This is a genomic window from Flectobacillus major DSM 103 (genome assembly GCF_000427405.1).
GTDB lineage: Bacteria > Bacteroidota > Bacteroidia > Cytophagales > Spirosomataceae > Flectobacillus > Flectobacillus major.
In genome coordinates, this window is the sequence record NZ_KE386491.1 from 4,788,717 (window position 1) to 4,812,230 (window position 23,514).

The 23,514-nt window shown below is 37.5% G+C and carries 18 protein-coding genes; 13 read left to right on the forward strand and 5 right to left on the reverse strand.

Annotation, left to right across the window (positions count from 1 at the left end):
- Positions 1 to 369: 369 nt before the first annotated feature.
- A complete protein-coding gene (locus FLEMA_RS76355; protein ID WP_052354284.1) occupies positions 370 to 2,280 on the reverse strand; it encodes a tetratricopeptide repeat protein in 1,911 nt (636 codons plus the stop codon).
- A gap of 477 nt (positions 2,281 to 2,757) precedes the next feature.
- On the opposite strand from FLEMA_RS76355, the gene FLEMA_RS74345 reads away from it, so the two are divergent.
- A complete protein-coding gene (locus tag FLEMA_RS74345; protein WP_044173666.1) occupies positions 2,758 to 3,264 on the forward strand; it encodes a GNAT family N-acetyltransferase in 507 nt (168 codons plus the stop codon).
- Positions 3,265 to 3,330: 66 nt separating this feature from the next.
- On the opposite strand, the gene ispF is transcribed toward FLEMA_RS74345, so the two are convergent.
- Positions 3,331 to 3,807: a 2-C-methyl-D-erythritol 2,4-cyclodiphosphate synthase gene (ispF, locus tag FLEMA_RS0155290; RefSeq protein WP_026997277.1), complete on the reverse strand. Its 477-nt coding sequence runs from the start codon at positions 3,805 to 3,807 to the stop codon at positions 3,331 to 3,333.
- Positions 3,808 to 3,851: 44 nt separating this feature from the next.
- Positions 3,852 to 5,090 (reverse strand): M16 family metallopeptidase, encoded by a 1,239-nt coding sequence (locus tag FLEMA_RS0155295; RefSeq protein WP_026997278.1) that lies wholly within the window; start codon positions 5,088 to 5,090, stop codon positions 3,852 to 3,854.
- Between the two features lie 233 nt (positions 5,091 to 5,323).
- Here FLEMA_RS0155295 and FLEMA_RS74350 point away from each other — a divergent pair, with 233 nt between their 5' ends.
- On the forward strand, positions 5,324 to 6,439 hold the full coding sequence (locus FLEMA_RS74350; RefSeq protein WP_052354286.1) for a hypothetical protein: 1,116 nt from the start codon (positions 5,324 to 5,326) through the stop codon (positions 6,437 to 6,439).
- Between the two features lie 43 nt (positions 6,440 to 6,482).
- Here the strand turns inward: FLEMA_RS74350 and FLEMA_RS0155330 are convergent, their stop codons facing one another.
- Positions 6,483 to 7,127, reverse strand: a complete 645-nt coding sequence (locus tag FLEMA_RS0155330; RefSeq protein ID WP_026997280.1) for a hypothetical protein — start codon at positions 7,125 to 7,127, stop codon at positions 6,483 to 6,485.
- A gap of 101 nt (positions 7,128 to 7,228) precedes the next feature.
- Here FLEMA_RS0155330 and FLEMA_RS74355 point away from each other — a divergent pair, with 101 nt between their 5' ends.
- The 11 genes from FLEMA_RS74355 to FLEMA_RS74405 all read left to right on the forward strand — a co-directional run bounded on the left by FLEMA_RS74355 (position 7,229) and on the right by FLEMA_RS74405 (position 20,581).
- Positions 7,229 to 8,188, forward strand: a complete 960-nt coding sequence (locus FLEMA_RS74355; RefSeq protein ID WP_218918549.1) for a class I SAM-dependent methyltransferase — start codon at positions 7,229 to 7,231, stop codon at positions 8,186 to 8,188.
- A gap of 14 nt (positions 8,189 to 8,202) precedes the next feature.
- Complete coding sequence (locus tag FLEMA_RS74360; protein WP_044173673.1) at positions 8,203 to 9,141, forward strand: glycosyltransferase family 2 protein; 939 nt, start codon at positions 8,203 to 8,205, stop codon at positions 9,139 to 9,141.
- A gap of 44 nt (positions 9,142 to 9,185) precedes the next feature.
- Positions 9,186 to 10,697 (forward strand): lipopolysaccharide biosynthesis protein, encoded by a 1,512-nt coding sequence (locus FLEMA_RS74365; protein WP_052354288.1) that lies wholly within the window; start codon positions 9,186 to 9,188, stop codon positions 10,695 to 10,697.
- A 100-nt stretch (positions 10,698 to 10,797) separates the two neighbouring features.
- Positions 10,798 to 12,021, forward strand: a complete 1,224-nt coding sequence (locus FLEMA_RS74370; protein ID WP_044173676.1) for a glycosyltransferase family 4 protein — start codon at positions 10,798 to 10,800, stop codon at positions 12,019 to 12,021.
- A 101-nt stretch (positions 12,022 to 12,122) separates the two neighbouring features.
- A complete protein-coding gene (locus FLEMA_RS74375; RefSeq protein ID WP_044173678.1) occupies positions 12,123 to 12,932 on the forward strand; it encodes an FkbM family methyltransferase in 810 nt (269 codons plus the stop codon).
- Between the two features lie 221 nt (positions 12,933 to 13,153).
- Complete coding sequence (locus FLEMA_RS74380; protein ID WP_044173680.1) at positions 13,154 to 13,903, forward strand: class I SAM-dependent methyltransferase; 750 nt, start codon at positions 13,154 to 13,156, stop codon at positions 13,901 to 13,903.
- Between the two features lie 5 nt (positions 13,904 to 13,908).
- Positions 13,909 to 14,769, forward strand: a complete 861-nt coding sequence (locus FLEMA_RS74385; RefSeq protein ID WP_044173682.1) for a CPBP family intramembrane glutamic endopeptidase — start codon at positions 13,909 to 13,911, stop codon at positions 14,767 to 14,769.
- A 139-nt stretch (positions 14,770 to 14,908) separates the two neighbouring features.
- Positions 14,909 to 15,739 (forward strand): MOSC domain-containing protein, encoded by an 831-nt coding sequence (locus FLEMA_RS74390; RefSeq protein WP_044173685.1) that lies wholly within the window; start codon positions 14,909 to 14,911, stop codon positions 15,737 to 15,739.
- 65 nt (positions 15,740 to 15,804) lie between these two features.
- A complete protein-coding gene (locus FLEMA_RS74395; protein ID WP_044173688.1) occupies positions 15,805 to 16,641 on the forward strand; it encodes a hypothetical protein in 837 nt (278 codons plus the stop codon).
- The gene (locus FLEMA_RS74400) at positions 16,638 to 17,909 is read left to right on the forward strand and encodes an MFS transporter (RefSeq protein WP_374755629.1); all 1,272 of its coding nucleotides are present in this window, start codon (positions 16,638 to 16,640) and stop codon (positions 17,907 to 17,909) included. The genes FLEMA_RS74395 and FLEMA_RS74400 overlap by 4 nt, the downstream gene beginning before the upstream one ends.
- Positions 17,910 to 18,313: 404 nt before the next feature.
- A complete protein-coding gene (locus tag FLEMA_RS74405; protein ID WP_144080163.1) occupies positions 18,314 to 20,581 on the forward strand; it encodes an OmpA family protein in 2,268 nt (755 codons plus the stop codon).
- Positions 20,582 to 20,640: 59 nt separating this feature from the next.
- On the opposite strand, the gene htpG is transcribed toward FLEMA_RS74405, so the two are convergent.
- Positions 20,641 to 22,458, reverse strand: a complete 1,818-nt coding sequence (gene htpG, locus FLEMA_RS0155690) for a molecular chaperone HtpG (protein ID WP_026997984.1) — start codon at positions 22,456 to 22,458, stop codon at positions 20,641 to 20,643.
- Between the last annotated feature and the right edge of the window lie 1,056 nt (positions 22,459 to 23,514).

A 23,514-nucleotide genomic window follows, 5' to 3' on the forward strand; every position in this document is an offset into this window, starting at 1 on the left:
ACTTAATAAATGGAGGTGCTTGGAATATTGGGGTAAAGGTGCTGGTAAGCATCGCGAATTTTTGTCAAAAATAACAAAAAAGTTGTTTAGACAAATTGGGGTTTATGATAAGGCTATAATACAAAAACAAAAAATGTATGTTTGTATAGACGCTCGTTTTTCCAATGAAATTGTTCAAACTTGTTTCAGGATAAGTTTGAAATCTCTGAAACACTACTCGTAATCAGGATATTACGATTAATTAATTTTCAGAATCCCTACCCTCTCAAACGTATTTACCTATTATCTGGCAATTATTCTTACCAGATAATAGGTAAATTGTATTTCATGGAGTTTTTGATTCAGTTTTATAAAACGTAGCCATTCTCTTTATCCACCGATATTTTTGAGGTTTTGTTTAGCAGCTTCGTTGTTGGGCTGGAGGCTAAGTACTTGCTTGAAGTCGCGAATAGCCCCTTGGCGGTCGCCAAGTTGTTGGCGAGCTAGGGCACGGTTAAACCACAAAAGGGGGTCGTTGATACCTTCTTTATCGATAAGGTTGTTATAGGCATCAAGAGATTTTTGTACATTGCCTGTTGCCAAATAAGCCGCTGCCAAGAAAGTACGACTTTGAAGGATTTTTTTATTGGGCAAAGTCAAAGATTTTTCAAAATCAGGTAATGCTTTTTGAGGTTGCTGAAGGGTAAAGTAAGCAATCCCTCGGTTCATATAGGCTTCGCCAGTTTTAGCTCCTCGGCGAATTGCCTCATCAAAATATTTTAGGGCAGTTGGTGTATCGCCTTTCATACCATAAGCTGTACCGAGGTTTTCCCAAGGCCCCGAATCGTCTTTATAGCCTAATTCAATAGCTTTGAGGTTATTTTGAATCGACTCATCAAGTCGCCCTTCTTTTTCACCTAAGTATTTACCCAAAGTATGGTAGGCACGGTAGTCGTTGGGATATACCCGAATAATTTGTCCGAATAGAGTTCCTGTATTTTGCCAAATAGCTACTTGTGATTTGGTCTGGAAAAAGCAAAAACCTACAAAGGCAAAGCCCATAATCCAAACAGCTTGTTTGAGTGACGCATTTTTTTCGGCAATGGTTTGTAGTCCCATGCCTAGTAAAAAAAATAAGCCTATATAAGGAATATAAGTGTAGCGGTCGGCCATAATAGCAGCTCCCACCGAAATAAATTGTAACACCAATGCTACTGTAACAGCAAAAAAGCCGATGCTAAAAAATACCAATTTTGAGCGTTTGTATAACAAAACTGTGGCCACCAAGGTAATAAGCATAATAACCAAGCCAATTGAATAGAATTTGACATTGGGGCCTGTGGATTCGTAAGGATAAAAGGCTGATAAATTTAGGGGCAAAAACAAATGATAAAAATACATCAAGAAACCATAGCCAGCGTATTGTAAACGTTGAAACAAACTAAATACTTGTAAATTGAGGGCTGTGCGTTGTTCGCCAATAATATGAATAGTGCCATGAAAATCGCCTCCACTCTGAATGTTTGTAGCAATAAGCCCAAAAAGCAAGGAACAAATGAAAAATGGAGCTTTTTCGAGGACAGATTTCAGGTCAAATTTACGGTTTCGCCAGTAGTCAAGTAAAAGTAATACAACAGGTAATACCACTGCCTGAGCCTTAGAAAGGCACGATAAAAAGAATAGGATAAAACTCCATATAAGGTATTTTTTCTGATAACCTTTATCTATGTAATACAAATAAGCAATACTCGATGCAATAAAAAACAAGCCGTATAGTACATCTTTTCGTTCTGAAACCCACGTTACTGACTCGACCCTCATAGGATGTATCGCAAATAGAAGAGCCGCAAAAAAGGAAGGGAGGAGTTGGCGACCTGATAGTAATAATACCAACCAAAAAACCAATAAAACATTGACAGAATGAATCAGATAATTGGTTACAATAAAAGCCTTGGCCGATTCAACCCCTGAAAGGCTAGCGTTTACCATGAGCGACCAAATTGTAAGTGGGTGATAGTTGAGGGCTACATGGCTTTTGAAGGCTTCGGCCCAATGTCCTTTAGGCTGAGTAACAAGGTAGTTGTTTTCGATATAAACGTGGTCGTCCCAATCTACAAATTGATTTTTGAATCCTCCCGAAAAAGCGGCGAATACCACAACAAGAAGTATCACAATAGCGAACCATTTGGCTATAGGCTGTGCTTCAAAGGCTATTGATGTGCTGGCAGGAGAAGGTTTTTCTTGAGCAAAGGCTTTAGGCGACAAACTGTTAGGCTTGCTTGTTTTTTGTTTTTTTGACATAATAGATAAATAATTGTATGGTTTTCAGCTAAGTAAGTGTTGTCGGGTTTCTCTACAATAAAGCAGTAATTATGCAAAAATTCTGGATTCGGCCTAATAAATCATGATGAGTCCTCAAAATTTCACATTAGCACTTCTACTTATATAGGCTTTGCCCCTAATCATTTTACAGCATGAGGTATCAACTACCATTAGGCCATGTACTAGGTTTTAAATCTACTTCAAATAGCATTCCAAAATACAAAAAGTAGAAAAATTTTAGAGGTAAGATATCGGCTTTCAGATTTATTCGGTTTGTTCTACTTGTATAAAGGAAGCAAAGCCATTTTAGCTCTATTCCGAAATTCTCAACCTGAAAAAGCATTTAAACTTTCGTGTACATTTATTTTAAAAAAACAGGAATAATTTTTTACTTTTCATGTAAAGTAACCATCTTTTTCAAGATTTTTGTTGCCAACACTTCATCAAATAACTCAAATGAAATTTACACTAAGAGCTTTTCGGTATGGCGATGAAGAATCTATCGCTTTTTATGCCAATAACTCCAAAATAGCCCAAAATGTCCGAGACAGCTTCCCCAATCCTTACACCATCGACGATGCTACTTGGTGGGTGAGTTTCAACCAAACGATAGCTCCACCACTAGCATCTTTGGCTATTGATGTCGATGGACAAGTAATAGGAGGAATCGGTATTATAGTGGGTACAGACGTACATCGCTGTTCGGCCGAAATTGGCTATTGGCTAGGAGAGCCGTATTGGGGCATGGGTATTATGACCGAGGCCGTTAGGCAAATGGTAACCTATACATTTACACATTTTCAGGAAATAGAGCGGATTTATGCAGGTGTATTTGATTATAACAAGTCTTCTATGAAAGTGCTAGAAAAGGCAGGCTTTACCTTAGAATCTATTCAGAAAAAAGCGATTATCAAAAATGGCCTTGTATTTGATAGTTGGGTTTTTGTGCAGTTGAGGCAATAACCATACTAAAAAACAGATAGTGCATTAGGCCAATATATACTACCTAATGCACCAACAAAACCGCAATTATTTATATATCAAGGCCACACACTGAGCCGCAATACCTTCTCCACGGCCTACAAAACCAATATGTTCGGAAGTAGTAGCTTTTATAGCAAGGTCTTCTTCGTCGATATTCATTACTTGGGCAAGTACAGTTTTCATCTGAGGAATATGTGGGTTCAGTTTGGGTACTTGCAAAATAATCGTTACATCGACATTGTTTACTTCCCAACCTGCTTCACGAATCATTTCCATGACCTTTTTGAGCAAAATCTTAGAATCCACGCCTTTCCATTGAGGGTCTTTATCAGAAAAATGGTAACCAATATTTCGCATATTGGCGGCCCCCAATAAGGCATCACAAATTACGTGGCAAACAATGTCAGCGTCCGAATGACCGACAGCCCCATGCGTATGAGGTACTAAAATACCCCCAAGCCAAAAATCTCGTCCTTCTTCCAGACGATGTACGTCGTAGCCTTGTCCTACTCTAATCTTCATAATAATATCCAATTCTTAATTGATGTAATGGCCTATTTGATAGGCTATTGAACTGCACGGTAATACATAGTTGAGCAATGGTTAGGGTCAAAAATTGCCTTAGCTTGTTGGCTGAGTTCGTCGAGTGTTACCGCCTGAATTTTTTCAGCCTCTTGATTTACCCATTCAACATTGCCAGCATTGGCCGCCATAGCCAAATTCATAGCCCTATTGAGCAGCTCTACCTCCGAAAATACCAAAGTTGACTCAGCTTGGTTTCTAACTTTATTTAGTTCTGTTTCGTTAATAGCATTTTGGGTAAAATCTTGTAATAAATCATTGATAGCGGCATCGCCTTCTTCAATACTTATACCTTGGTTGAGATTACCCTGTATTACTACCAAGCCGGGGTCGAGCGAAGATGTAACATAGGCATTGATAGAGTTGAAAATAGAATGTTCTTTTACCAACTTATTATACAACCTCGATGACTTGCTACGCCCTAAAATATCGCTTGCCAAGTCGACAGCATGAAAGCCCTCGGCATAACGAGCAGGCGTATGATATACCTTGTATAGGGCATCTAAAGGTACTGGTGCTTGGGTTTCGAGAAAACGAGCAGCCGTTTGCTTGGGTTCTTGAGGCAGATTTCTGACAGGAGCATTCCCAGCAGGAATAGGCTCAAACCACTTTTTACACAATTGCTTGACTTGTTCAACCGTGACATCGCCAGCTACCACCAATACGGCATTGTTAGGCAAATAGTGTTTATAGAAAAACGCCTTTACGTCGTCCATGGTAGCATTTTCTATATGCGAAATCTCCTTGCCAATCGTTGCCCACTTGTAGGGGTGAGTGGTATACGCCAAAGGACGAAGTTTGAGCCAAACATCGCCATAAGGCTGATTGAGGTAACGTTGTTTGAACTCTTCAATAACTACTTTTTGTTGTACTTCCAAAACCTTTGGGTCAAAAGACAGCGACAGCATTCGGTCAGATTCCAACCAAAAAGCTGTTTCTAAATTGGCCGACGGAAGTGTAATATAATAGTTGGTAATATCGGGCGAGGTAAAAGCATTGTTTTCGCCCCCAACCAATTGGAGATGAGTATCGTAGGAAGCAATATTTTTTGAACCTCCAAACATCAAATGTTCAAATAAATGAGCAAAGCCTGTTTTATTTTCATCTTCATCGCGCGAGCCAACATTATATAATATATTTACCGCCGCAATGGGCGTAGAGTGGTCTTCATGAACATACACCTTGAGGCCATTGTTCAACATAAAATGTGAGTAGCTTATCATATTTCTATTGGGCTAAAACTATCTGACATCCTGAATGTTAGTAAACCTCAGGAATGGTATTCAGATAAGTTTTGGAAAAAAAGTTCATCAATAAGTGGTGAAAAGTACTGGTTCAAGACAATAATAACAACAAATGTACATAATAAGGTTTGATTTGTATTAAAACACTTATCCTCATATATTGCTAATAGTATAGACTCCATTATAAATTGCATCAAGCCATAATGTATAACATGAAAAAACTTTTTTTTTCTCTACTTCTCCTCAATACGCTGTTTGTTTTAAAAATACATGCACAGATTTTATCAGACCCACAAGCCCGCCAGCAAATTCAAATAGGGTTAGAAAAAATGTATTCCTACGATTTTAAGGAATCGGCTGATACTTTTTTGAGGTTAAAAACCAAGTACCCTCAGCACCCTGTGTATTATACACTTATGGCTATCCAAACCGAATTACAGTATTTTCCTTTAAAAGAATACCCATCTCACCAAAAAACATACTTGGCGTATCTCAACCAAAGCAGGGCATTGGCAGAGGCAATGCTCGACAAAAATGAAGATGACATTGAAGCCAATTTTTTTGAATTAGCCACATTGGGTTACTTGGCTGCTTACGATGCCGATAATCAGGAATTTATGAAGGCCGTTGGGGTTGCTAAAAAAGCTTATACATACCTGAAAAGAGGCTTGGAGTGGACAGAAAAACAGCCAGAGTTTTTGTACTCGTCGGGTATTTATAACTATTATCGAATAGAATACCCCGAAACCCATTCGTTAATTAAGCCATTTATGTTCTTTTTTGCAGATGGTAACAAAAAGTTAGGTTTACAACAATTGGATTTAGCAACACGAAAAACCATTTTTGTAAAAAATGAAGCTACTTTTTATGCGGGTTATGTTTATATGAAATATGAATCGAACCCCCATAAAGCATTGACTTACAATAATATTTTGATAGAAAAATATCCTGATAATTTATTGTACCAAATGCAACGAGCCGAAATTTTGACCGCAGTAGGCAAATATGAAGAAGCAGAGGTATATGTAGATAAACTCATGAAGCAAAAAGGAGTGATGTTTCAATGTGCCGCCCACATATTTAAGGGTATACAAGCCGAAAAAGAACATAAAGACGACCGTTTGGCAGAAAGCTATTTGTTAAAAGCCCTAAAAATGCCTTACGACGAACGTTTTACCAAAGACTATCACGCAGTAGCATATTTGAGTTTAGCAAGAATAGCGAAGCGAGCAGGACAACCCGACAAGATGAAGGAATATGCCAAAAAGGCCAGTAAATTAGCCGAATACAAATCGACGCTAGCCGAAGCCAAGAGTTTATTAAAATAAATCATCCCTACTATCTATTGAAAAAGGTAGTGGGGATGATGGTTTATGGGCATACTATTTTAGTATTGCTAAAATAACCGTCATTATTCACTGTTACTCTCCAACAAGACCCATCTGGAGATTTTAGGATAATACCTTTGGATGGATTATCAATGTAAACATCGCCATTGGTTATTTGAAGTTTACTGGAGGGGGTAGATGTTCCGATACCAACGTAACCGTTACTATCGATAAGCATTCGTTCATTGGAGTCGCCATTTTGAGCTGTACCTGTCATGAATTTAATAACACCTTCAGGAGTATTACTAGAACCTGCACGAAGAATTAATCCCGACCCTGTAGACCATAGCTGTCCAAAATTAGCATATTTTAATCCATAATAGTCGGTACCATAACTTGCCGAAGCATGATTCAAGAAAGTCGAAGAATTACTAATTCCAGCTTTGATTTGAATATTAGTTACAGAAGCAGTACTTTCTTGTGTATTTTTAAGGAATAAATAGGTTCGATTATCATTTAAAGGGTCACCGCCACTATTACTACCTTCTAGGGTAAGTTTGTAGTCGGGGGTAAATGTGCCAATACCTACGTAATTTGAGAAAGAAATTTTGTCTGAACTTTGACTAAATGCCGAAGAGGATAATGATAATAATAACCCTAGTACGATTATTCTGGGTAAAGTTTTCATTTTTGTAACTAAATATTAAAGTATATACTTATATTATAATACCCCTAAATTATTCATATAAATTGAATATTTTTGTAAAAAAACTACAAAATTTCATGCGTATGAAATGTAGAATTTGTGAAAATTCTAAAGAAAATAAATCATATCAGGTTAGAGAGATGATGTTTGGTACACGAGATACTTTTGAGTATGTTGCCTGTGCCAATTGTGGCTGTGTTCAAATAAAAGATTATCCATTAGATGTAGGAAAATATTATGCTCCTCATGGCAAAGCCTATTATTCCTTCCAGCCAAGGCATAAGTCGAGCTGGGATAAATGGATAGAGCGTAAGCATTTTGAGCAGGGTATAGGTAAAACCTCTATTGTTGGAGCTTTATTACAGTGGAAAAGAGGAACATACCAAGTAAGTGACTGGATGCGGCTGTCGGAAACGAAGCCTGAAAGTAAAATCTTAGATATTGGTTCTGGGGTAGGCAATTTGTTACTAACCTTGGCAGGGTTAGGTTATCAAAACTTATTAGGAATTGACCCTTTCGTAGATAAAGATATCGAATACCCTCAAGCGAATATTAAGGTGCTGAAAAAGAGTATCGAAGAGCTTGATGGCGAGTATGATACCATTATGCTACATCATGTATTCGAGCATCTACCCAATCCACAGGCAGCTTTAGTACATATAGCTAAATTATTGCCCAAAGGAGGAAAGTTGATTATTCGTATTCCTGTGGCAGGAGCATACGCTTGGCGTACTTATCAAGAAAATTGGGTACAGCTAGATGCTCCTCGCCATTTTTATTTGCATACCGAAAAGAGCTTGGGATTATTGTTACAACAAACAGGGTTTGTCATAGACCAAGTTGTTTTTGACTCAGGAACTTTTCAATTCTGGGGTAGCGAGCAGTTCAAAAATAACGTAGCTACCAATAGCCCCGATTCATTGAATAAGCTATCTAATCGTTTGAAAGTAATCCCCATTTTGCGAAAATATAAGAAGCAAGCCCAATTATTGAATGAGGCAAAAGATGGCGACCAAGCGTGTTTTTATATTCGTAAACTTTAATAATACGCTTTTTTATGCTAGAAAATATTTGGGTAATTGTAGTGCATTATAATGGAGAACAGTGGATAACGCAATGTTTGGACAGCTTAAAAATATACGCTCATGAGGCTCGGGTTGTGGTGGTAGACAATAATTCTCCGATAAAAATAGGAGTAGATATTATTAAAAAGCAATATCCAGAAGTACACTTACTAGAGAGTAAAGAAAATATAGGTTTTGGACGTGCCAATAACCTTGGAATAGCACTAGCTTTGCAAAATAATGCCTCTCATGTCTTTTTATTAAACCAAGATGCGTGGATTTTACCCAACTGTTTAGAACAACTCTATCATGTGGCTCAGGAGTACCCAGAGTATGGTTTAATTAGTCCTATTCACTTCGATTCAACTCAACAAGAGCTTGATGGAGGGTTTGCCCATTATGTTTGGCAGAGTACTGGATTGTCAACCAAAGAGGCTGTTTGTGCAACTACTCACCAAAAATTATATGAATTAGCTTTTGTTAATGCAGCAGGATGGTTTATTTCTCAAAAATGTCTTGATATTGTGGGCGGATTCGACGAGCTATTTTTTATGTATGGTGAAGACGTAGACTATATCAATCGGGTTAAATATCATCAATTTAAAGTTGGGTTTACACCTTTGGCTCATATTTGCCACGATAGAGAAAATCGTAGCAAAAAAGTAAACCCCAAAGAGTTGTCTATTTCAGAGCAATTTCAGGTAAAGGGTCAGCTTTTAGCATTACTAAAAAACATTAACTACTCATTTGTTCAAGCAATGTTTATGTTTGGCTTTCATAGCCATCGGCTAATTTGGACAGAAATAAAAAGAGGGTATTTTAAAAGAGCTGTTTTGGTATTCAAACAAGTGTGGAGATTGCTAGCTGGGTATCCAGCCATAGCTAAGTCCAATCGCCAGAATAGGCAAAAAACAAGATTATTTAAAAATTAGTATTCAACAAAATAGAATAAACCCTCAAGGTTATTCTTTCCTTCATGGGCATTATCATTCGTCAAGGATTAAAAAATTCGGTCGTAACGTATGCGGGTACGGCGGTTGGCGTTTTAAACGTACTTGTTATTTATAACAAATTTCTGACACAAGAGCAGTTTGGGTTGTATGCTTCTGCTATGGTGAGTTTCACAACGGTATTTGCGTCTTTTGCTCAGATTGGTCTTCCTCATATTACAACTCGGTATTTCAATCGGTTTTGTAATGATGATACTCGGCACAATGGTTTTTTAGGTTTTTTGTTGGTAACACCGCTTATTGGCTTATTCATATTTACTATTCTGTACCTTTCGTTGCAGGGTGTTTTTAATAGTATTTATGAAAGTAAATCGCCTTTGCTGATTCAGTATTATTATTATATGCTTCCTCTTACTTTTTGTATAGCGTATATTTCGGTATTGGAGTCGTATTCAAAAGTTCACCTTCGTATTGTTGTTCCTGCTATTATTCGCGAGTTGGGGCTTCGGCTATCCAATGGGGCGTTGGTGATAGCCTTTGGTTTAGGCTATATTTCTTTTGAGCAGCTCATTGCTATTACCATTTTTACATACGTTTTGGGTATTGTAGCTTTGTTATTGTATATCAAGCTATTGGGCAAGTTGTATTTGACCATTGACTGGCAGATTTACAAAAACCCTCTCTTCAAAGAGATGTATCAGTATGGTTTGTGGGTTTTGCTGGCAGGGGCAAGTTTTACGTTGATTCAGCATGTCGAAAAAATTATGTTGCCTGCTTATGATGGAGGGCTCAATACTACGGCTATTTTTGATATAGCCTCACGCATAGCCTTGGTAATTGCTATTCCTCGCAATGCCATTGCTTCTATTAGCTTACCTCTTTTGGCCGAATCTTGGCAGAAAAATGATATTGCACACATAGAAGAACTCTACAAGAAATCCTCCTTGATTTTGTTTATTGTTGGGGCCTTTTTATTCTTGGGGATTTGGTGCAATGTCGATGAAATTTTTGAGTTATTACCCAAAGCTGATATTTATTCGCAAGGTCGTTGGGTAGTGTTTTTCTTTGGTCTTAGCAAAGTCATCGATATGGCTACGGGGCTTAATTCCGAAATTTTAATCAATTCTAAATACTATCGTTACGATTTGGCATTTTATGTACTTTTGGCCATCTTGATAGTTATTACCAACCTGATATTGATTCCGATTTATAGCTTCAATGGAGCAGCTTTGGCGGCTCTTACGTCGGTAGTGGTGTACAACGGAACGAAATTCCTTTTTATCAAAATCAAACTTGATTTACAGCCCTTTACTTGGGATACCGTCAAAGTATTGGCCTTATTTTTGGGGACATATTTTTTAGTATTGCTTGTTCCTCGAATAGGCACTGGTTTTGTTGGAAATGTAACTACTATCGTGATTCGTTCGGTGATTATTTGTGTAATATTTGGTGGAGGTGTTTTGTATTTTAATATCTCGGACGATGCTACCAAGACAGTAAAAAGTATTTTGCGAAAATTAAGAATTATGAAAAAATAGTAGTAATTGTTTTAGCAGAAGGTATAGAGTGGTAAATAAGGGTATTTAAGGTGTTGATAATGAGAGCGAAACCCTTGTTTTCCCGATAATAAAAAGTATTATGAAGGTTTTATTCACATTTGGCGGACTGCCACATTATTATAATTTGGTACTTAATCGACTCAACCAAGTTGAGGGGCAAGAAATTGTTGTGATTGCTCCTAAAAGCGACGGCAAAAGTGTTGGGGCAGGGGTACATCAAACTTTGGAAGGAATAGCGTTCAAAGTGCATTTTTTGGAAGAATACAAAACTCCTTGGGGAAAGCCTTTTTTTAAGAACTTTCTCGCAACAATAGAACAGGAAAAGCCCGACGTTATTGTTACTATTTGGCCTTATATTCTCACTTTTGTATATAACCCTTGGCTGTTATGGAAAATTAGAAGAATGGGTATCAAATTGATTTTGAAGGAAATACCTTTTAATATTCCTAAGTTTCAAGAGGCTTTGGACTATTATGCCAAGGGTGGAGCCGTAACCGAAACCCTCAAAACTGAGCTGAATCCCAATAGCCTAGCATTTAAGTTGAAATATACTTTGCTGAAATATACCTATCAACGGGCGTTTAATTTGGTAGATGCTCATGTGGATTATACTGAGGAGGCTTTCGAGATTTTTGGAAGTTATGGTGTACCCAAAGAAAAAATCTTTATCATTTACAACTCTCCTGATACGGATATAATCTTTAGAGAAAAAGCCAAAATAGAAGGTGTAAATACCGTTTTGCCAGACAATCCACTACGGCTTTTACATGTTGGGCGTTTGGTGAAATGGAAACGAGTAGATATGCTGATAGAGGTTTTTGCCAAGCTTTTACAGCAATTTCCGACGGCCAAACTCGCCATTGTTGGTACAGGGCCAGAACTTGAAAACTTACAAAAACAAGCTTACAGTTTGGGTATTCAGGAGCAGGTTGAGTTTGTTGGTGCAGTTTATGAAATGACTCAGCTTGGACAATACTTCAATGCTTCGTTGGTGTATGTGTTGGCAGGAATGGGCGGCTTGTCTATCAACGATGCTATGTGTTTTGATAAACCAATCGTGTGTTCGGTGGCCGATGGAACAGAGAAAAAGTTGGTTCGAGATGGTTACAATGGTTATATTTTCAAGGATGGCGATGCCGAAGATTTGTACACCAAGCTAGCATCGATGTTGGCTAATCCTGAAAAAACACGGGAAATGGGTCGGAATTCGGGTAATATTATCAACAAAGAGGTGAATATCAATGTGGTTATCAACAACTACGGGAAAGCCTTCAGGTATGTTACCAATCAGCCCACAAAATAATTAAGAAAGTTACAAAACAGCAAACCTCAAATGAGTAGTATTGGCCTGATTATCATAGTATTATTTATTAGCCCACTCATTTGTTCAATAACTTATCAGGTATGTTATTTGCCCTAAAATATTTTTTAAAATATCCTTATCATTATTTGCGTACGCCCGAAGCCAGAGAAATGCTGACATTGATGGCCAAAATTGGTACTGTGCCACGTTATCAGGCTCGAACAGTACGTTTTCAGGGATGTACCTTTACTGTACCCGACTGTATGTCGTTTTTGTTTCAGTACGAAGAAATATTCTTTTCACAGAGTTATCGCTTTGCCAGCAAAAACCCTCGCCCAGTTATATTAGACTGCGGGGCAAATATTGGTACAAGTTGTTTGTTTTTCAAAAAAATATATCCACAAGCTCAAATTACAGCTTTTGAGGCCGACCCACAGATAGCCGCTATTTTGACCCAAAACTTAACCTCTAATGGTATTCAAGATATTAATATTGTCAGTAAAGCCGTTTGGACACACAGCGACGGCATCGACTTTGTAACCGAAGGTTCAGACGGAGCGTCGATTTATGGCGAAGGCGAAAAGCAGCATATCGAATCGGTTCGGCTAAAGGGTTATCTACAACAATATGCCCAAATAGATATGCTAAAAATGGATATTGAAGGAGCAGAAGTAGAGGTTTTTAAAGACTGTCAAGACGATTTAGGCCATATTAATCATATTTTTATTGAGTACCATTCGTTTCCGAACAGACCACAGGATTTGGATGTATTATTGAGTATTTTGACTAAAAATGGCTTTCGTTATTTTATCAGAGATGCCCAAGACCGCCCAATTCCTTTTATTAATCGTACCTATAGCAATAGCCCATCGATGGATTTACAATTAAATATATTTGCTGTTAAATCATAACATGGTTTAAATAGTATGTTGTTGATTATTATCAGGATTTACAAGATTTTAGCGTTAATGGAATGTAGAAAACAATCTTTTAGCCTTGATGTTGCGGCTATTTAAACTTTATTTTATCAGGCCGAAATAAGATTAAATAGCCTTATTGTTGACGTTTATTTATTACGAATATATATTTCCTCTGCTTTTAGCAATCCATTTCAACAATAATTCTCTTTTCTATGAAAGTATCCGTTAATAGTAATCTACAATCAGCGTACAGCAATCAGTACCTCAACGAAACAGCACAATGGCGAGGCTTGGGGGCTATTCAAAAAGCCCAAAATATCAAAGATATTACCCAAGGATATACTTTCAATAAGGTATTGGAAGTAGGAGCAGGCGATGGCAGTGTATTACTAGAACTTAGCAAGGTATCGTTTGCCAAAGAGTTTTCAGCTTTAGAAATTTCGGAAAGTGGTGTGGACAAAATCAAAGAAAAGCAGATTCCCAATTTGGTATCGGTAATGTTATTTGATGGGTATTCATTACCTTTTGCAGACAAATCCTTTGATTTGGTGATACTGACGCACGTTCTAGAGCACGTAGAACACGAACGCCTCTTACTAAAAGAACTGCATCGGGTAGCAAAGTATTTGGTCATAGAAGTACCTAAAGACTATAGGTTTGGGGCAGACAAAAAGGTAAAACACTTTTTGTCGTATGGTCATATCAACCTTTATACACCTACATCGTTGAAGTTTTTACTAAAAACCGAAAACTTTATTATCCATCGCGAGCTTACCCGCCTTTATAACAAAGGTACTTTCTTGTTTGGCAAAACCTCTTTTATACATCGGCTAAAGGCTTATCTGGTTTATTATTTCAAGTATGTTTTTATCAATACGCCTTTTCCGTATATCAATCATAAATTTATTAATACCATTACCTTGCTGGTAGAAGCCGAAAATACCAGTATCTCTATTTTCTAAACGCTATGGAAACAAAGAATGCCTTTATTGAGCAAGCCAACCTTGGAGAAAACAAACTTTGGCAATATATAGTAGGCTTTGTGGTGGTACTATTGGGTTTAATCCTATTTTCGTATCCACAAGTACTTGTTACCGACCTTCATACCCAAAAACCTACGGTGGCTTCTCACTGGTATTTGATGATAGCTATTTTGAGCTTTATTGGAGGTATTTTGGCATTATGGTTTTGGCTTTCGCAAATGCACCGCAGGCCATTAGTATCGCTAATAACTCCCAATAGTAGCGTGAATTGGACACGGGTGCTGTATTCGGGCTTGTTGTGGTTTGGGTGTACTGTTGTTATAGAAATGGTTTTTTATGGTTTTGACCCAAGTATGTATCGTTTTAGCCTAAACTTAGAGCAATGGATACCTACATTTGTGGTAGGAATAATATTTATTCCTATTCAATCATCGTGCGAAGAGTTGATTTTCAGAGGGTATTTATTGCAAGGTATTGGTTCTCGAAATATTGTGGTGGGGGTACTCGTAAGTTCTATCCTGTTTGGGCTTATGCACAGTTTTAACCCCGAAACCCAGAAGGTGGGTTTTGCTTTGGCCATGAGTTATTACATAAGTGTAGGGTTATTTTTTGCCCTATTAACCTATTTTGACCAAAAAATGGAACTTGCTTTAGGGATTCATGCTTCTAATAATATCTATTCGTTTCTGTTTGTTTCGTATCCCGATAGTGCTTTGCCTTCACCATCTGTGTTTTCGTTAACGTCGCTTAATTTTTCTTTGATGATTTTGGGCTGGGGTATTGCTGTTGTATTATATGTGCTGATTGCCAGAAAGGTGTTTCATTTGAAGTTTGGGACAAACTAAAAATCACTAAGCAGAGTAGATACAAACCAGAGGATTATTCTACTATTTGGCAAAATTTAAAATTGAGTAGAAGCCCCATTTTAATCGCTCAGTTACCTCTAAAATTACATATTATTTTATATCGTCATTATCAGTAGCTATGCAACTATCAGAAATCTGGATTTATCCTATAAAATCATTGGGTGGTATTCGTCTAACACAAGCAAACATTTTGGAAAGAGGTTTGGAAAATGACCGCAGGTGGATGCTTGTTGATGAAAAAGGTGTTTTTTTGACACAACGACAGTTTGCTCAATTGGCCTTATTTCAGCCAAGTATTCAACATGGGCAAGTAACCGTTGTCCATCGTCCTAGTAATGAGGCTATTATTTTTGGTATCAACGAATATTTGGCCGAGCAATTTGATGTAATAGTGTGGGACGATACCATGCCTGCCAACGAGGTGAATACAAAGGTGAGTGATTGGTTTTCAAAAAAACTAGATATGTCGGTACGTTTGGTATATATGCCCGATACCACAGAGCGAAAAGTAGACCCTCAGTATGCCTTGAATACAGCCGATATTACGTCTTTTTCAGATGGTTATCCTATCCTTATTATAGGCCAAGCCTCTTTGGACGACCTCAATAATAAACTTTCTTCGCCTATTCCGATTAATCGCTTTCGTCCAAATTTTGTCTTTACTAGTGGACAGCCATTTGAGGAAGAAACATGGCATGAATTTACGATAGGCACAACTACCTTTTGGGGAGTAAAACCCTGTTCAAGGTGTATTATGACGACAGTCGACCATGAGAAGGGAGAAAAAACAGGGAAAGACCCACTTTACACTTTGTCGAAATACCGAAAAGTAGGTAACAAAATATTATTTGGTCAAAACCTTTTGATTGGAAACACAGGAACTGTAACTGTTGGTGATGCTATTGTGGTACAATCAACTAGAGTTTTACCAAAGTTTAAAATAGATTAACCCCTATTCAAAACAGAAGAAGTCTGGATATTTACCAATATCCTCTGTGGCGTTAGGGCAACTGAATGAGGAATACCAATATCTTGAAAATATTGAATTATTTAAGCTTAGACGTAGCTCTGGGTGCAATGGTTTGTCATGCCACATTCACGAAGCTACCCGATGGGCATCATTATATAGACAGCATTAGTACCTATTTGTTGGGCGTGTCGGTTTTTATTATTTATACCCTCGACCGCCTGCTTGACAATAAGAAAATCGGGCAAATTCCTACACAACGCCATTTGTTTCATAAACAGTTTGAGAAACCCCTCAAGTTGGCAGTGGTGTTGAGCCTTTTGGCAGGATTATTATTACTAAGCAAAATTTCGTACCCAACGCTAATGCTTGGTTTTAGTATTAGCTTTATTACAATAATCTATTTGTCTATTGTCAGTAAGCTCTCGATAGATAGCATTCTACAAGCTTATAAAGAACCAATTACAGCCCTAGTATATGCAGCAGGTGTATGGGGTACAGCTATGGTGCAACACCCACACGAATTATCGCTGGCAGATTGGATGATTGGACTAGTTTTTTTGTTAATTGCTTTTCAAAACCTATTATTGTTTTCTACTTACGAGCAAAAAAACTTTCCTCAAGTACATTCGTTGGCATCGGTGTGGGGCTTTGAGAGGTCTAAAAATATCATTCGATTATTGTTTGGATTGGTGTTATCAATAGCCCTGTGGAATTATTATGGTATAACGTCTAGTTTTCAGAAAAACATATTTGTCATTGAAACGGCCATGAGCTTAGTGCTGTTTGTGGTGTGCAATATAGAGTCTTTTTTTATCAAAAATGAACGGTATCGTTGGATTGGCGATGCCATCTTCTTTTTTCCTATCTTACTTTTAATATGATGAGTAAACCACCACCACCCCATGAAATAAAGGTTAGGCAGTCGCCGTATATTGCCTTAAAATATCCACAGTTTGTGGCATACATGTTTGCCAATAGTCTTTTTACTATGGCTTTATTGATTCAGGAAGTAATTCTTGGATACGAGCTTTACAAAATTACGCACGACCCTCTTGCTTTGGGGCTTATAGGTTTAGCAGAGGCTTTACCCTATATTTCACTGGCATTATTTGGCGGGCATTTTGCCGATCGTCGCAACAAAAAAACCATCTTGATGGTAAGCTTATCGGTGATTATATTGGGGTCAGTCATTTTGGTATGGGCTACACATTCTAGTGCAAAGCTAGCACATGAGCAAATGCTCTTTTTGATTTATAGCGTTATCTTTTTGATTGGTTTGGCTAAAGGGTTTTATAGCCCAGCGTCGTCGTCGCTCAATCCCTTTTTAGTACCTATCGAAGTATTTGCCAATGCAACAACGTGGTCGAGTTCTTTTTGGCAGGCAGGGGCTATTTTAGGGCCAGGGTTGGCAGGGTTTCTTTATGCGTATTTGGGTTTAACGCATTCTCTTTGGGTAGTTACGGGGTTGCTGTTGGTAGTGATGATTCTTATTAGTACAATCACCGCACCGCCAATTCCTGAGCAAAAGGAAGAAAAAGTTAATATTTTCAAGAGCCTGAAAGAAGGTATCGTGTTTGTTTTCAAAACCAAAATAATATTATATTCTATTTCATTAGACTTGTTTTCGGTATTATTTGGTGGGGTAATAGCCTTGCTACCTATTTTTGCCGAAGATATTCTAAAAGTAGGAGCAGAGGGCTTGGGTATTTTGCGGGCTGCTCCATCGGTTGGGGCTATACTTACTATGTTTGTTATGGTATATTTCCCTCCATTAAACAACGCTTGGCGAAACTTATTGCTAGCAGTAGTAGGCTTTGGCTTAGCTACATTGGTATTTGCATTATCTACCAATTTTTGGTTATCGGTCATAGCTCTATTTCTTACGGGAGCATTTGATAGTGTTAGCGTTATTATTCGTCAAACAGTACTACGCTTTTTTACACCCGACGAAATGCGAGGAAGGGTATCGGCTGTAAATGGTATTTTTGTAAGTTCATCCAACGAGCTAGGAGCATTTGAGTCGGGCTTATTGGCCAAGCTGATGGGTACAATACCATCGGTGGTATTTGGCGGAGCTATGACTGTCATCATCGTTTCGGTGGTGTGGCTTCGTTCAAAAGAACTTTTCAAAATGAAAATAGCCCATTGATAAAACGAAGGAATATTTTGTACGGTTTTCTTCTAAGATTCTAAAAGCTGTTTAAATCAAGAAGAAAAGTTTTTGATTCAAAATATTATCTTTTTGCTAATTCATTCTTGTTCTTTGCCAACGAACTCACGCTTTTATAAAGGGGAAGGTTGAGTAACTTCCTTCTAAATATGGTGAAAATTGGCACGTTATTTGTTTTTTAACTAACAATTTCATTGCTCTTGATGAAAGACAAATACCCATAAAGTAGTTAAATATAAAGTATATAATTGTTTGTTGGTGAGGCTCAAACAATTTTTGTCGCCACTAAATGCCATTATTGTTAGGGCTAAATAATCTTATTAATATGTCAACTTTATGTCTTACTTACTTTGTAAAAACGATTTAGCCTAAGAAATCCCATCATGAAAAAACAATTTAAAATATCTTATTATGTATCGTTGTTGTTTCTTTTGTCGAGCCAACTGTCGTTTGGTCAGGCAAAATTGAAAGCTGCCAACAAGGAATACGAGCAGTTGAGTTATGTCAGTGCTATTAAGTTGTATGAGGAAGTGCTAAGCGATACCAAGCTAGATGCCAACATAAAGAAAGAAGCCCTCAAAAAACTGGCCTATAGCTACAGAAGAGTTCAAGACGCTAAAAATGCAGAACGAGCTTATGCCGATTTATTGAAGAATTATCCTGATGTAGAATCAGAGAATTATTTGTATTATGCCCAAGCTTTGGCTTCAAATGGCAAATACCGTGATTCACAAAAATACTATTCTATTTATGGCGAAAAGCAAACTGCCGATATGCGAAGCAAACGCTTTACGGTATCTTATATGGACATGAGTCGCTTTTACCGAGACTCATCGTCGTATCAGCTTGAATTTTTGCCTATTAATTCCCCACAGGCCGATTTTAGCCCAATGTATTACAAAGGTGGTTTGGTGTTTTGTTCGGCTCGTGATGAATCGGGGGCTATTAAACGTGTTTATAGTTGGAATCAAACGCCTTTTTTAGATTTGTATTTTGTACCCGACACCGCACAGCTTACTAGCTCCACTGTAGTACAGAAGGCCGCGGCATTGGGTGGGCTGTCGGCAAGTAATAGCAACAAAACCCTAAAAGCCGACGGAACAGCCTCTAACAAAGTAGAAGAGTTTAGCCGTGTTATCAATACCAAATATCACGAAGGGCCTTTGGCTTTTTTTAAAGGCGAACAAAAAGCTATTTTTACCAGAAATAACTTTAACAAAGGCCGAGCAAAGGAGTCGAAAGATGGCACTACCAAATTGAAACTCTATATTGCCGATTATGTAAAAGAATCTTGGGCTAATATTAAAGAACTTCCTTTCAACTCTGATGAATATTCGTGCGGACACCCTGCCTTAGCTCCAGACAATACCAAGCTTTATTTTGTGTCGGATATGCCAGGAGGATATGGTGGTACTGATATTTATGTGGTCGAATACAACGATGGCAATTGGGGTACACCTGTCAATATGGGCAAAGAAATCAATACCGAAGGTAATGAGATGTTTCCTTTTGTGGATGCCAATGGAAATCTCTATTTTGCTTCTGACGGCCATGAGGGCTTGGGTGGGCTAGATGTATTTTATGCCGAAATGAAAGATGGTATCGCTTACAAAGGCATCAATAATTTAGGAGCTCCTATCAATTCTGAAAAAGATGATTTTGGTATTATTACCGATACGGGTCGTAATACAGGCTTTTTTGCCTCAAACCGTAAAGGTGGTATGAGCGATGACAATATTTATAGCTTCAAACGCATCTGCCGTCCGTTAACTTTGATAGTGTATGATGCGGCTTCAAAACAACCTCTCGAAAATGTAGATGTTCGTTTGGCCGTCAATGCCGAAAATCGTGAGTTACGGGTAACAGGTATCGACGGTGCTACAACGATTTGCTTGGAGTCTAATTCTGAATACGAATTCAAGGCTATCAAAGAAGGTTATCAAATGAACTCGGTGGCGTATTCTACCAAAAGCAATAGTGTTCAGAAAACTACCTTAGAACTATACCTCGAAAAAGCACCAGTTTCTATACTAAAAGGTGTTGTAAAATCGGAGGTAAACCAGCAGCCAATAGCAGGGGTACAGGTTACGCTTGAAAATGAAAACGATAAAACGAAGCAAACAGTAGTAACAGGAGCAGATGGTGGATACGAGTTTCAGGTAAAACCTGGTGCCGAACATAAGCTTACAGCTAAAAAAGACAAATATGCTACCAACAGAGAAAATATTGCAAAAGTGAAAAAAGGTAACCCTACTATCGAGAATATACAAGGAATGTACGGTGAAGGCGATATTTTTAAGTTGAATAATATCTACTACGACTATGGAAAGTTCTTTATTCGTCCAGATGCGGCTCGTGAGTTAGAAAAAACGCTTTTGCCGTTATTAGTAAAATATCCAGAGATGAAAATAGAGATTCGTTCACATACAGACGCCCGTTCTAGCGATAACTTCAATATGCAACTTTCGGCTAATAGAGCCAGAGCAGTAGTTGATTATCTTAGCCAACGAGGGATTTCTCCAAGTCGTATGATTTCAAATGGCTATGGCGAAACAGAATTGGTAAATGAATGTGTCGATGGTGTAGTATGCGATGAAAAGCAACATCAAGAAAACCGAAGAACAGAATTTAAAATTATTTCGGTAAAATAACAAAAAGAAAGGCTGTAATTACTACAGCCTTTCTTTTTGTTATTTGAACAATACTAATATTACAAGCCTTGTGCAGTGCGTTGAATAAATGCGGTAAGGTCGGCACCAGTCAATAAATTTTGAGATAACAACGCCAAATCGTACACTTGTTTAGCCAAACGTTTTTGCTCGTCGGACTCTGTTGTTTGCAAAATTTTGCTAATAGATGGGTGGTTGGCATTAATCGCAATTACATAGTTGTTTGGCATTGCACCAAACATACCCATGCCACCGCCACCAACACGAGACATGTCGCTCATACGACGCATAAACTCATTTTGTGTAACAATTGCAGGGAGTTCATCTACCGACATAGCTTCTACCTGTACTGATTTGGTTTTATCATTGATAACCTCTTCAAATACCTTTTTCACGTCTTCTTTTTGGCTATCAGATAATACAGCTTCAAGGGTAATCCCTTTATCGATAAGCTTTTCAATTGTATCGGCATCTACACGTTTTAGGCTTGTTTTTACCAACTTGGTTTCTAACATATTGATAAAATGGCCATCCAAAACGAGGTCAAGCTTCAGTACATCATAGCCTCTTTTAGTAGCAGATTGAATGTAGCCATCCTGAGCCTTGATGTCGGTAGCATACAAATATACCACCTCGTCGTTTTTATCTTTCTGGTTTTCCTGAGCAAACTCAGCGTATTCATTAAAAGTATAATACTTACCTGTAGTACTTTGCAACAAACAGAAATCTTTGGCTTTGTCATAGAACTTTTCGTCTGAAATCATACCATATTTCACAAAAAGGCCAATATTTTCAAATTTCTCCTCAAATCCAGCTCTATCATTTTTGAATAAGTCGCTCAATTTTTCAGCTACTTTTCTAGTAATATAACTGTTGATTTTTTTCACATTTGAATCAGCCTGCAAGAAGCTTCTCGAAACGTTCAAAGGAATATCTGGTGAATCAATCACACCATGTAACAACATCAAGAATTCTGGAACAACATCTTTTACCTCGTCGGTAATAAATACTTGACGGCTATATAATTGGATTTTTTCACGTTGAAGCTGAAGTTCATTTTTTACTTTAGGGAAGTAAAGAATACCTGTTAAGTTGAAAGGGTAGTCAACATTGAGATGAATCCAGAACAACGGTTTTTCCGACATCGGGTACAGCTCTTCGTAGAATTTCAGATAATCTTCATCCGTTAATTCAGAAGGAGCTTTGGCCCAAATTGGATTAGGATTATTGATAGTTTTCTCCTCAAATTCGATTTCGATAGGGAGGAATTTACAGTATTTATCAAGAATTTGCTGTAATCTGAAGTTTTCGAGGAACTCTAGTGAATCTTCGGCAATATGCAGAACAATGTCAGTACCTCGGTCTTCACGAGTACCTTCCGACAATTCAAATTCGGTAGATCCATCGCAAGTCCATTTGATAGCTTGGCTACCTTCTTTAAACGATTTGGAAATAATATCCACTCGTTCAGCTACCATAAATGCCGAATAAAACCCTAGTCCAAAGTGTCCAATAATAGCTTTTTCGTCGCCTTTATCTTTGTACTTTTCAATGAATTCGGTTGCACCAGAGAATGCAATTTGGTTGATATATTTTTTTACCTCATCGGCGGTCATACCTATTCCCGAATCTGAAATAGTAATAGTTTTTTCGTCTTTATTGAGGTTAACTTTAACTTTTAATTCGCCCAATTCGCCAGCATATTCGCCAATAGCCGAAAGGCGTTTGAGTTTTTGAGAAGCATCGACAGCATTAGAAACTAATTCACGAAGAAAGATTTCATGGTCAGAATAGAGGAACTTTTTAATAATCGGAAAAATGTTCTCGGTATGAATCGAGATATTACCTTTCTCTTGCATAGTCATTTTGTCATTGTTTAAGTGTTACTAAACGCTACTGAGTGTTGCAAAACCCCACGGTTTTTATGGCAACGATATACCTAACACTTTAACAAATTCAATTCCACAAGAGGATACTGTGTCAAATTGGCAGAAATAAAATCGTAGAAAGCGACATAATATTTTGGGTACATATCCTTGATAATATGCAAAATGTTGATTTACTTTGCTGGCATTAAGCTAATATCGAATAAGATAGGTGCTTCGCTCGCAAATTGAATTTATATATATTCCTTTCATTAACCAATTGGTATTCCTTTCGGATAACATAACTACTTTTGTAGGTTGTTTTTCGTGTCTTATCTGTTTCATGTATTTTCAAAAGTACCATTGTTCTTGAATACTTTGGCACAGTTTTCGCTATACGGCAAAACCTTTTTGAGTTTTGTAAAAATTAGTGAAGTGTGTTCGGTAGTAACCAAGAAATAAATTATTCTAAATGATTAAATTTAGAGTAAATACCTGTATATAGGTTGTTTGGAGGTGTTTGTATATTGACATACTTTAATAGAGAAAAAAAGTAGCCTTTTTGGCACAATTTTGGAGGATTTCTGGAATAAATCATTGTGTTGAAAGACATTGATGTTATTTAATCTTGAGCGTCCAAAGTTTTATAAAAAAGTGGTTGACAAAACAAGATTTTATATCCTCCTAAGTAATTAGTTGAAAAATTTTAACAAGAAAGCAGATGAAAAGAACTTCTACGTTCTCGAATAGCCTTTTGGGTCAGTCGAACATTACTTTTTCATCCTATGCTGAAGACCAGAAATTACAAAATTGTGGATTCAGTGATTGCAATACAACATTAATAACATTGACACAAGCCAAACCTGTGTTGGTAAGTGAATATTTGCTATTACTGAAAAAATCACAGCCTATAGGTACAAATTTTGCGTCAGATCTTGTTAATAGTACTCCTTCCAATTGCTCAGCCCTTATCAGCAGTGAACATAGTCCTAGTAGTGAATATTATCAATTAAACATACAGCAAATGAATCTTTTTACTTATCTGACACG

What these genes read in the sequence shown, in the direction of transcription:
- FLEMA_RS76355 (WP_052354284.1), bottom strand. Translation starts at nt 2,280, where the DNA reads ATGTCAAAAAAACAAAAAACAAGCAAGCCTAACAGTTTGTCGCCTAAA.
- FLEMA_RS74350 (WP_052354286.1), top strand. Translation starts at nt 5,324, where the DNA reads ATGAAAAAACTTTTTTTTTCTCTACTTCTCCTCAATACGCTGTTTGTT.
- FLEMA_RS74360 (WP_044173673.1), top strand. Translation starts at nt 8,203, where the DNA reads ATGCTAGAAAATATTTGGGTAATTGTAGTGCATTATAATGGAGAACAG.
- FLEMA_RS0155330 (WP_026997280.1), bottom strand. Translation starts at nt 7,127, where the DNA reads ATGAAAACTTTACCCAGAATAATCGTACTAGGGTTATTATTATCATTA.
- FLEMA_RS74365 (WP_052354288.1), top strand. Translation starts at nt 9,186, where the DNA reads ATGGGCATTATCATTCGTCAAGGATTAAAAAATTCGGTCGTAACGTAT.
- FLEMA_RS74405 (WP_144080163.1), top strand. Translation starts at nt 18,314, where the DNA reads ATGAAAAAACAATTTAAAATATCTTATTATGTATCGTTGTTGTTTCTT.
- FLEMA_RS74375 (WP_044173678.1), top strand. Translation starts at nt 12,123, where the DNA reads ATGTTATTTGCCCTAAAATATTTTTTAAAATATCCTTATCATTATTTG.
- FLEMA_RS74345 (WP_044173666.1), top strand. Translation starts at nt 2,758, where the DNA reads ATGAAATTTACACTAAGAGCTTTTCGGTATGGCGATGAAGAATCTATC.
- FLEMA_RS74390 (WP_044173685.1), top strand. Translation starts at nt 14,909, where the DNA reads ATGCAACTATCAGAAATCTGGATTTATCCTATAAAATCATTGGGTGGT.
- ispF (WP_026997277.1), bottom strand. Translation starts at nt 3,807, where the DNA reads ATGAAGATTAGAGTAGGACAAGGCTACGACGTACATCGTCTGGAAGAA.
- FLEMA_RS74355 (WP_218918549.1), top strand. Translation starts at nt 7,229, where the DNA reads ATGAAATGTAGAATTTGTGAAAATTCTAAAGAAAATAAATCATATCAG.
- htpG (WP_026997984.1), bottom strand. Translation starts at nt 22,458, where the DNA reads ATGCAAGAGAAAGGTAATATCTCGATTCATACCGAGAACATTTTTCCG.
- FLEMA_RS74385 (WP_044173682.1), top strand. Translation starts at nt 13,909, where the DNA reads ATGGAAACAAAGAATGCCTTTATTGAGCAAGCCAACCTTGGAGAAAAC.
- FLEMA_RS0155295 (WP_026997278.1), bottom strand. Translation starts at nt 5,090, where the DNA reads ATGATAAGCTACTCACATTTTATGTTGAACAATGGCCTCAAGGTGTAT.
- FLEMA_RS74380 (WP_044173680.1), top strand. Translation starts at nt 13,154, where the DNA reads ATGAAAGTATCCGTTAATAGTAATCTACAATCAGCGTACAGCAATCAG.
- FLEMA_RS74395 (WP_044173688.1), top strand. Translation starts at nt 15,805, where the DNA reads ATGAGGAATACCAATATCTTGAAAATATTGAATTATTTAAGCTTAGAC.
- FLEMA_RS74370 (WP_044173676.1), top strand. Translation starts at nt 10,798, where the DNA reads ATGAAGGTTTTATTCACATTTGGCGGACTGCCACATTATTATAATTTG.
- FLEMA_RS74400 (WP_374755629.1), top strand. Translation starts at nt 16,638, where the DNA reads ATGATGAGTAAACCACCACCACCCCATGAAATAAAGGTTAGGCAGTCG.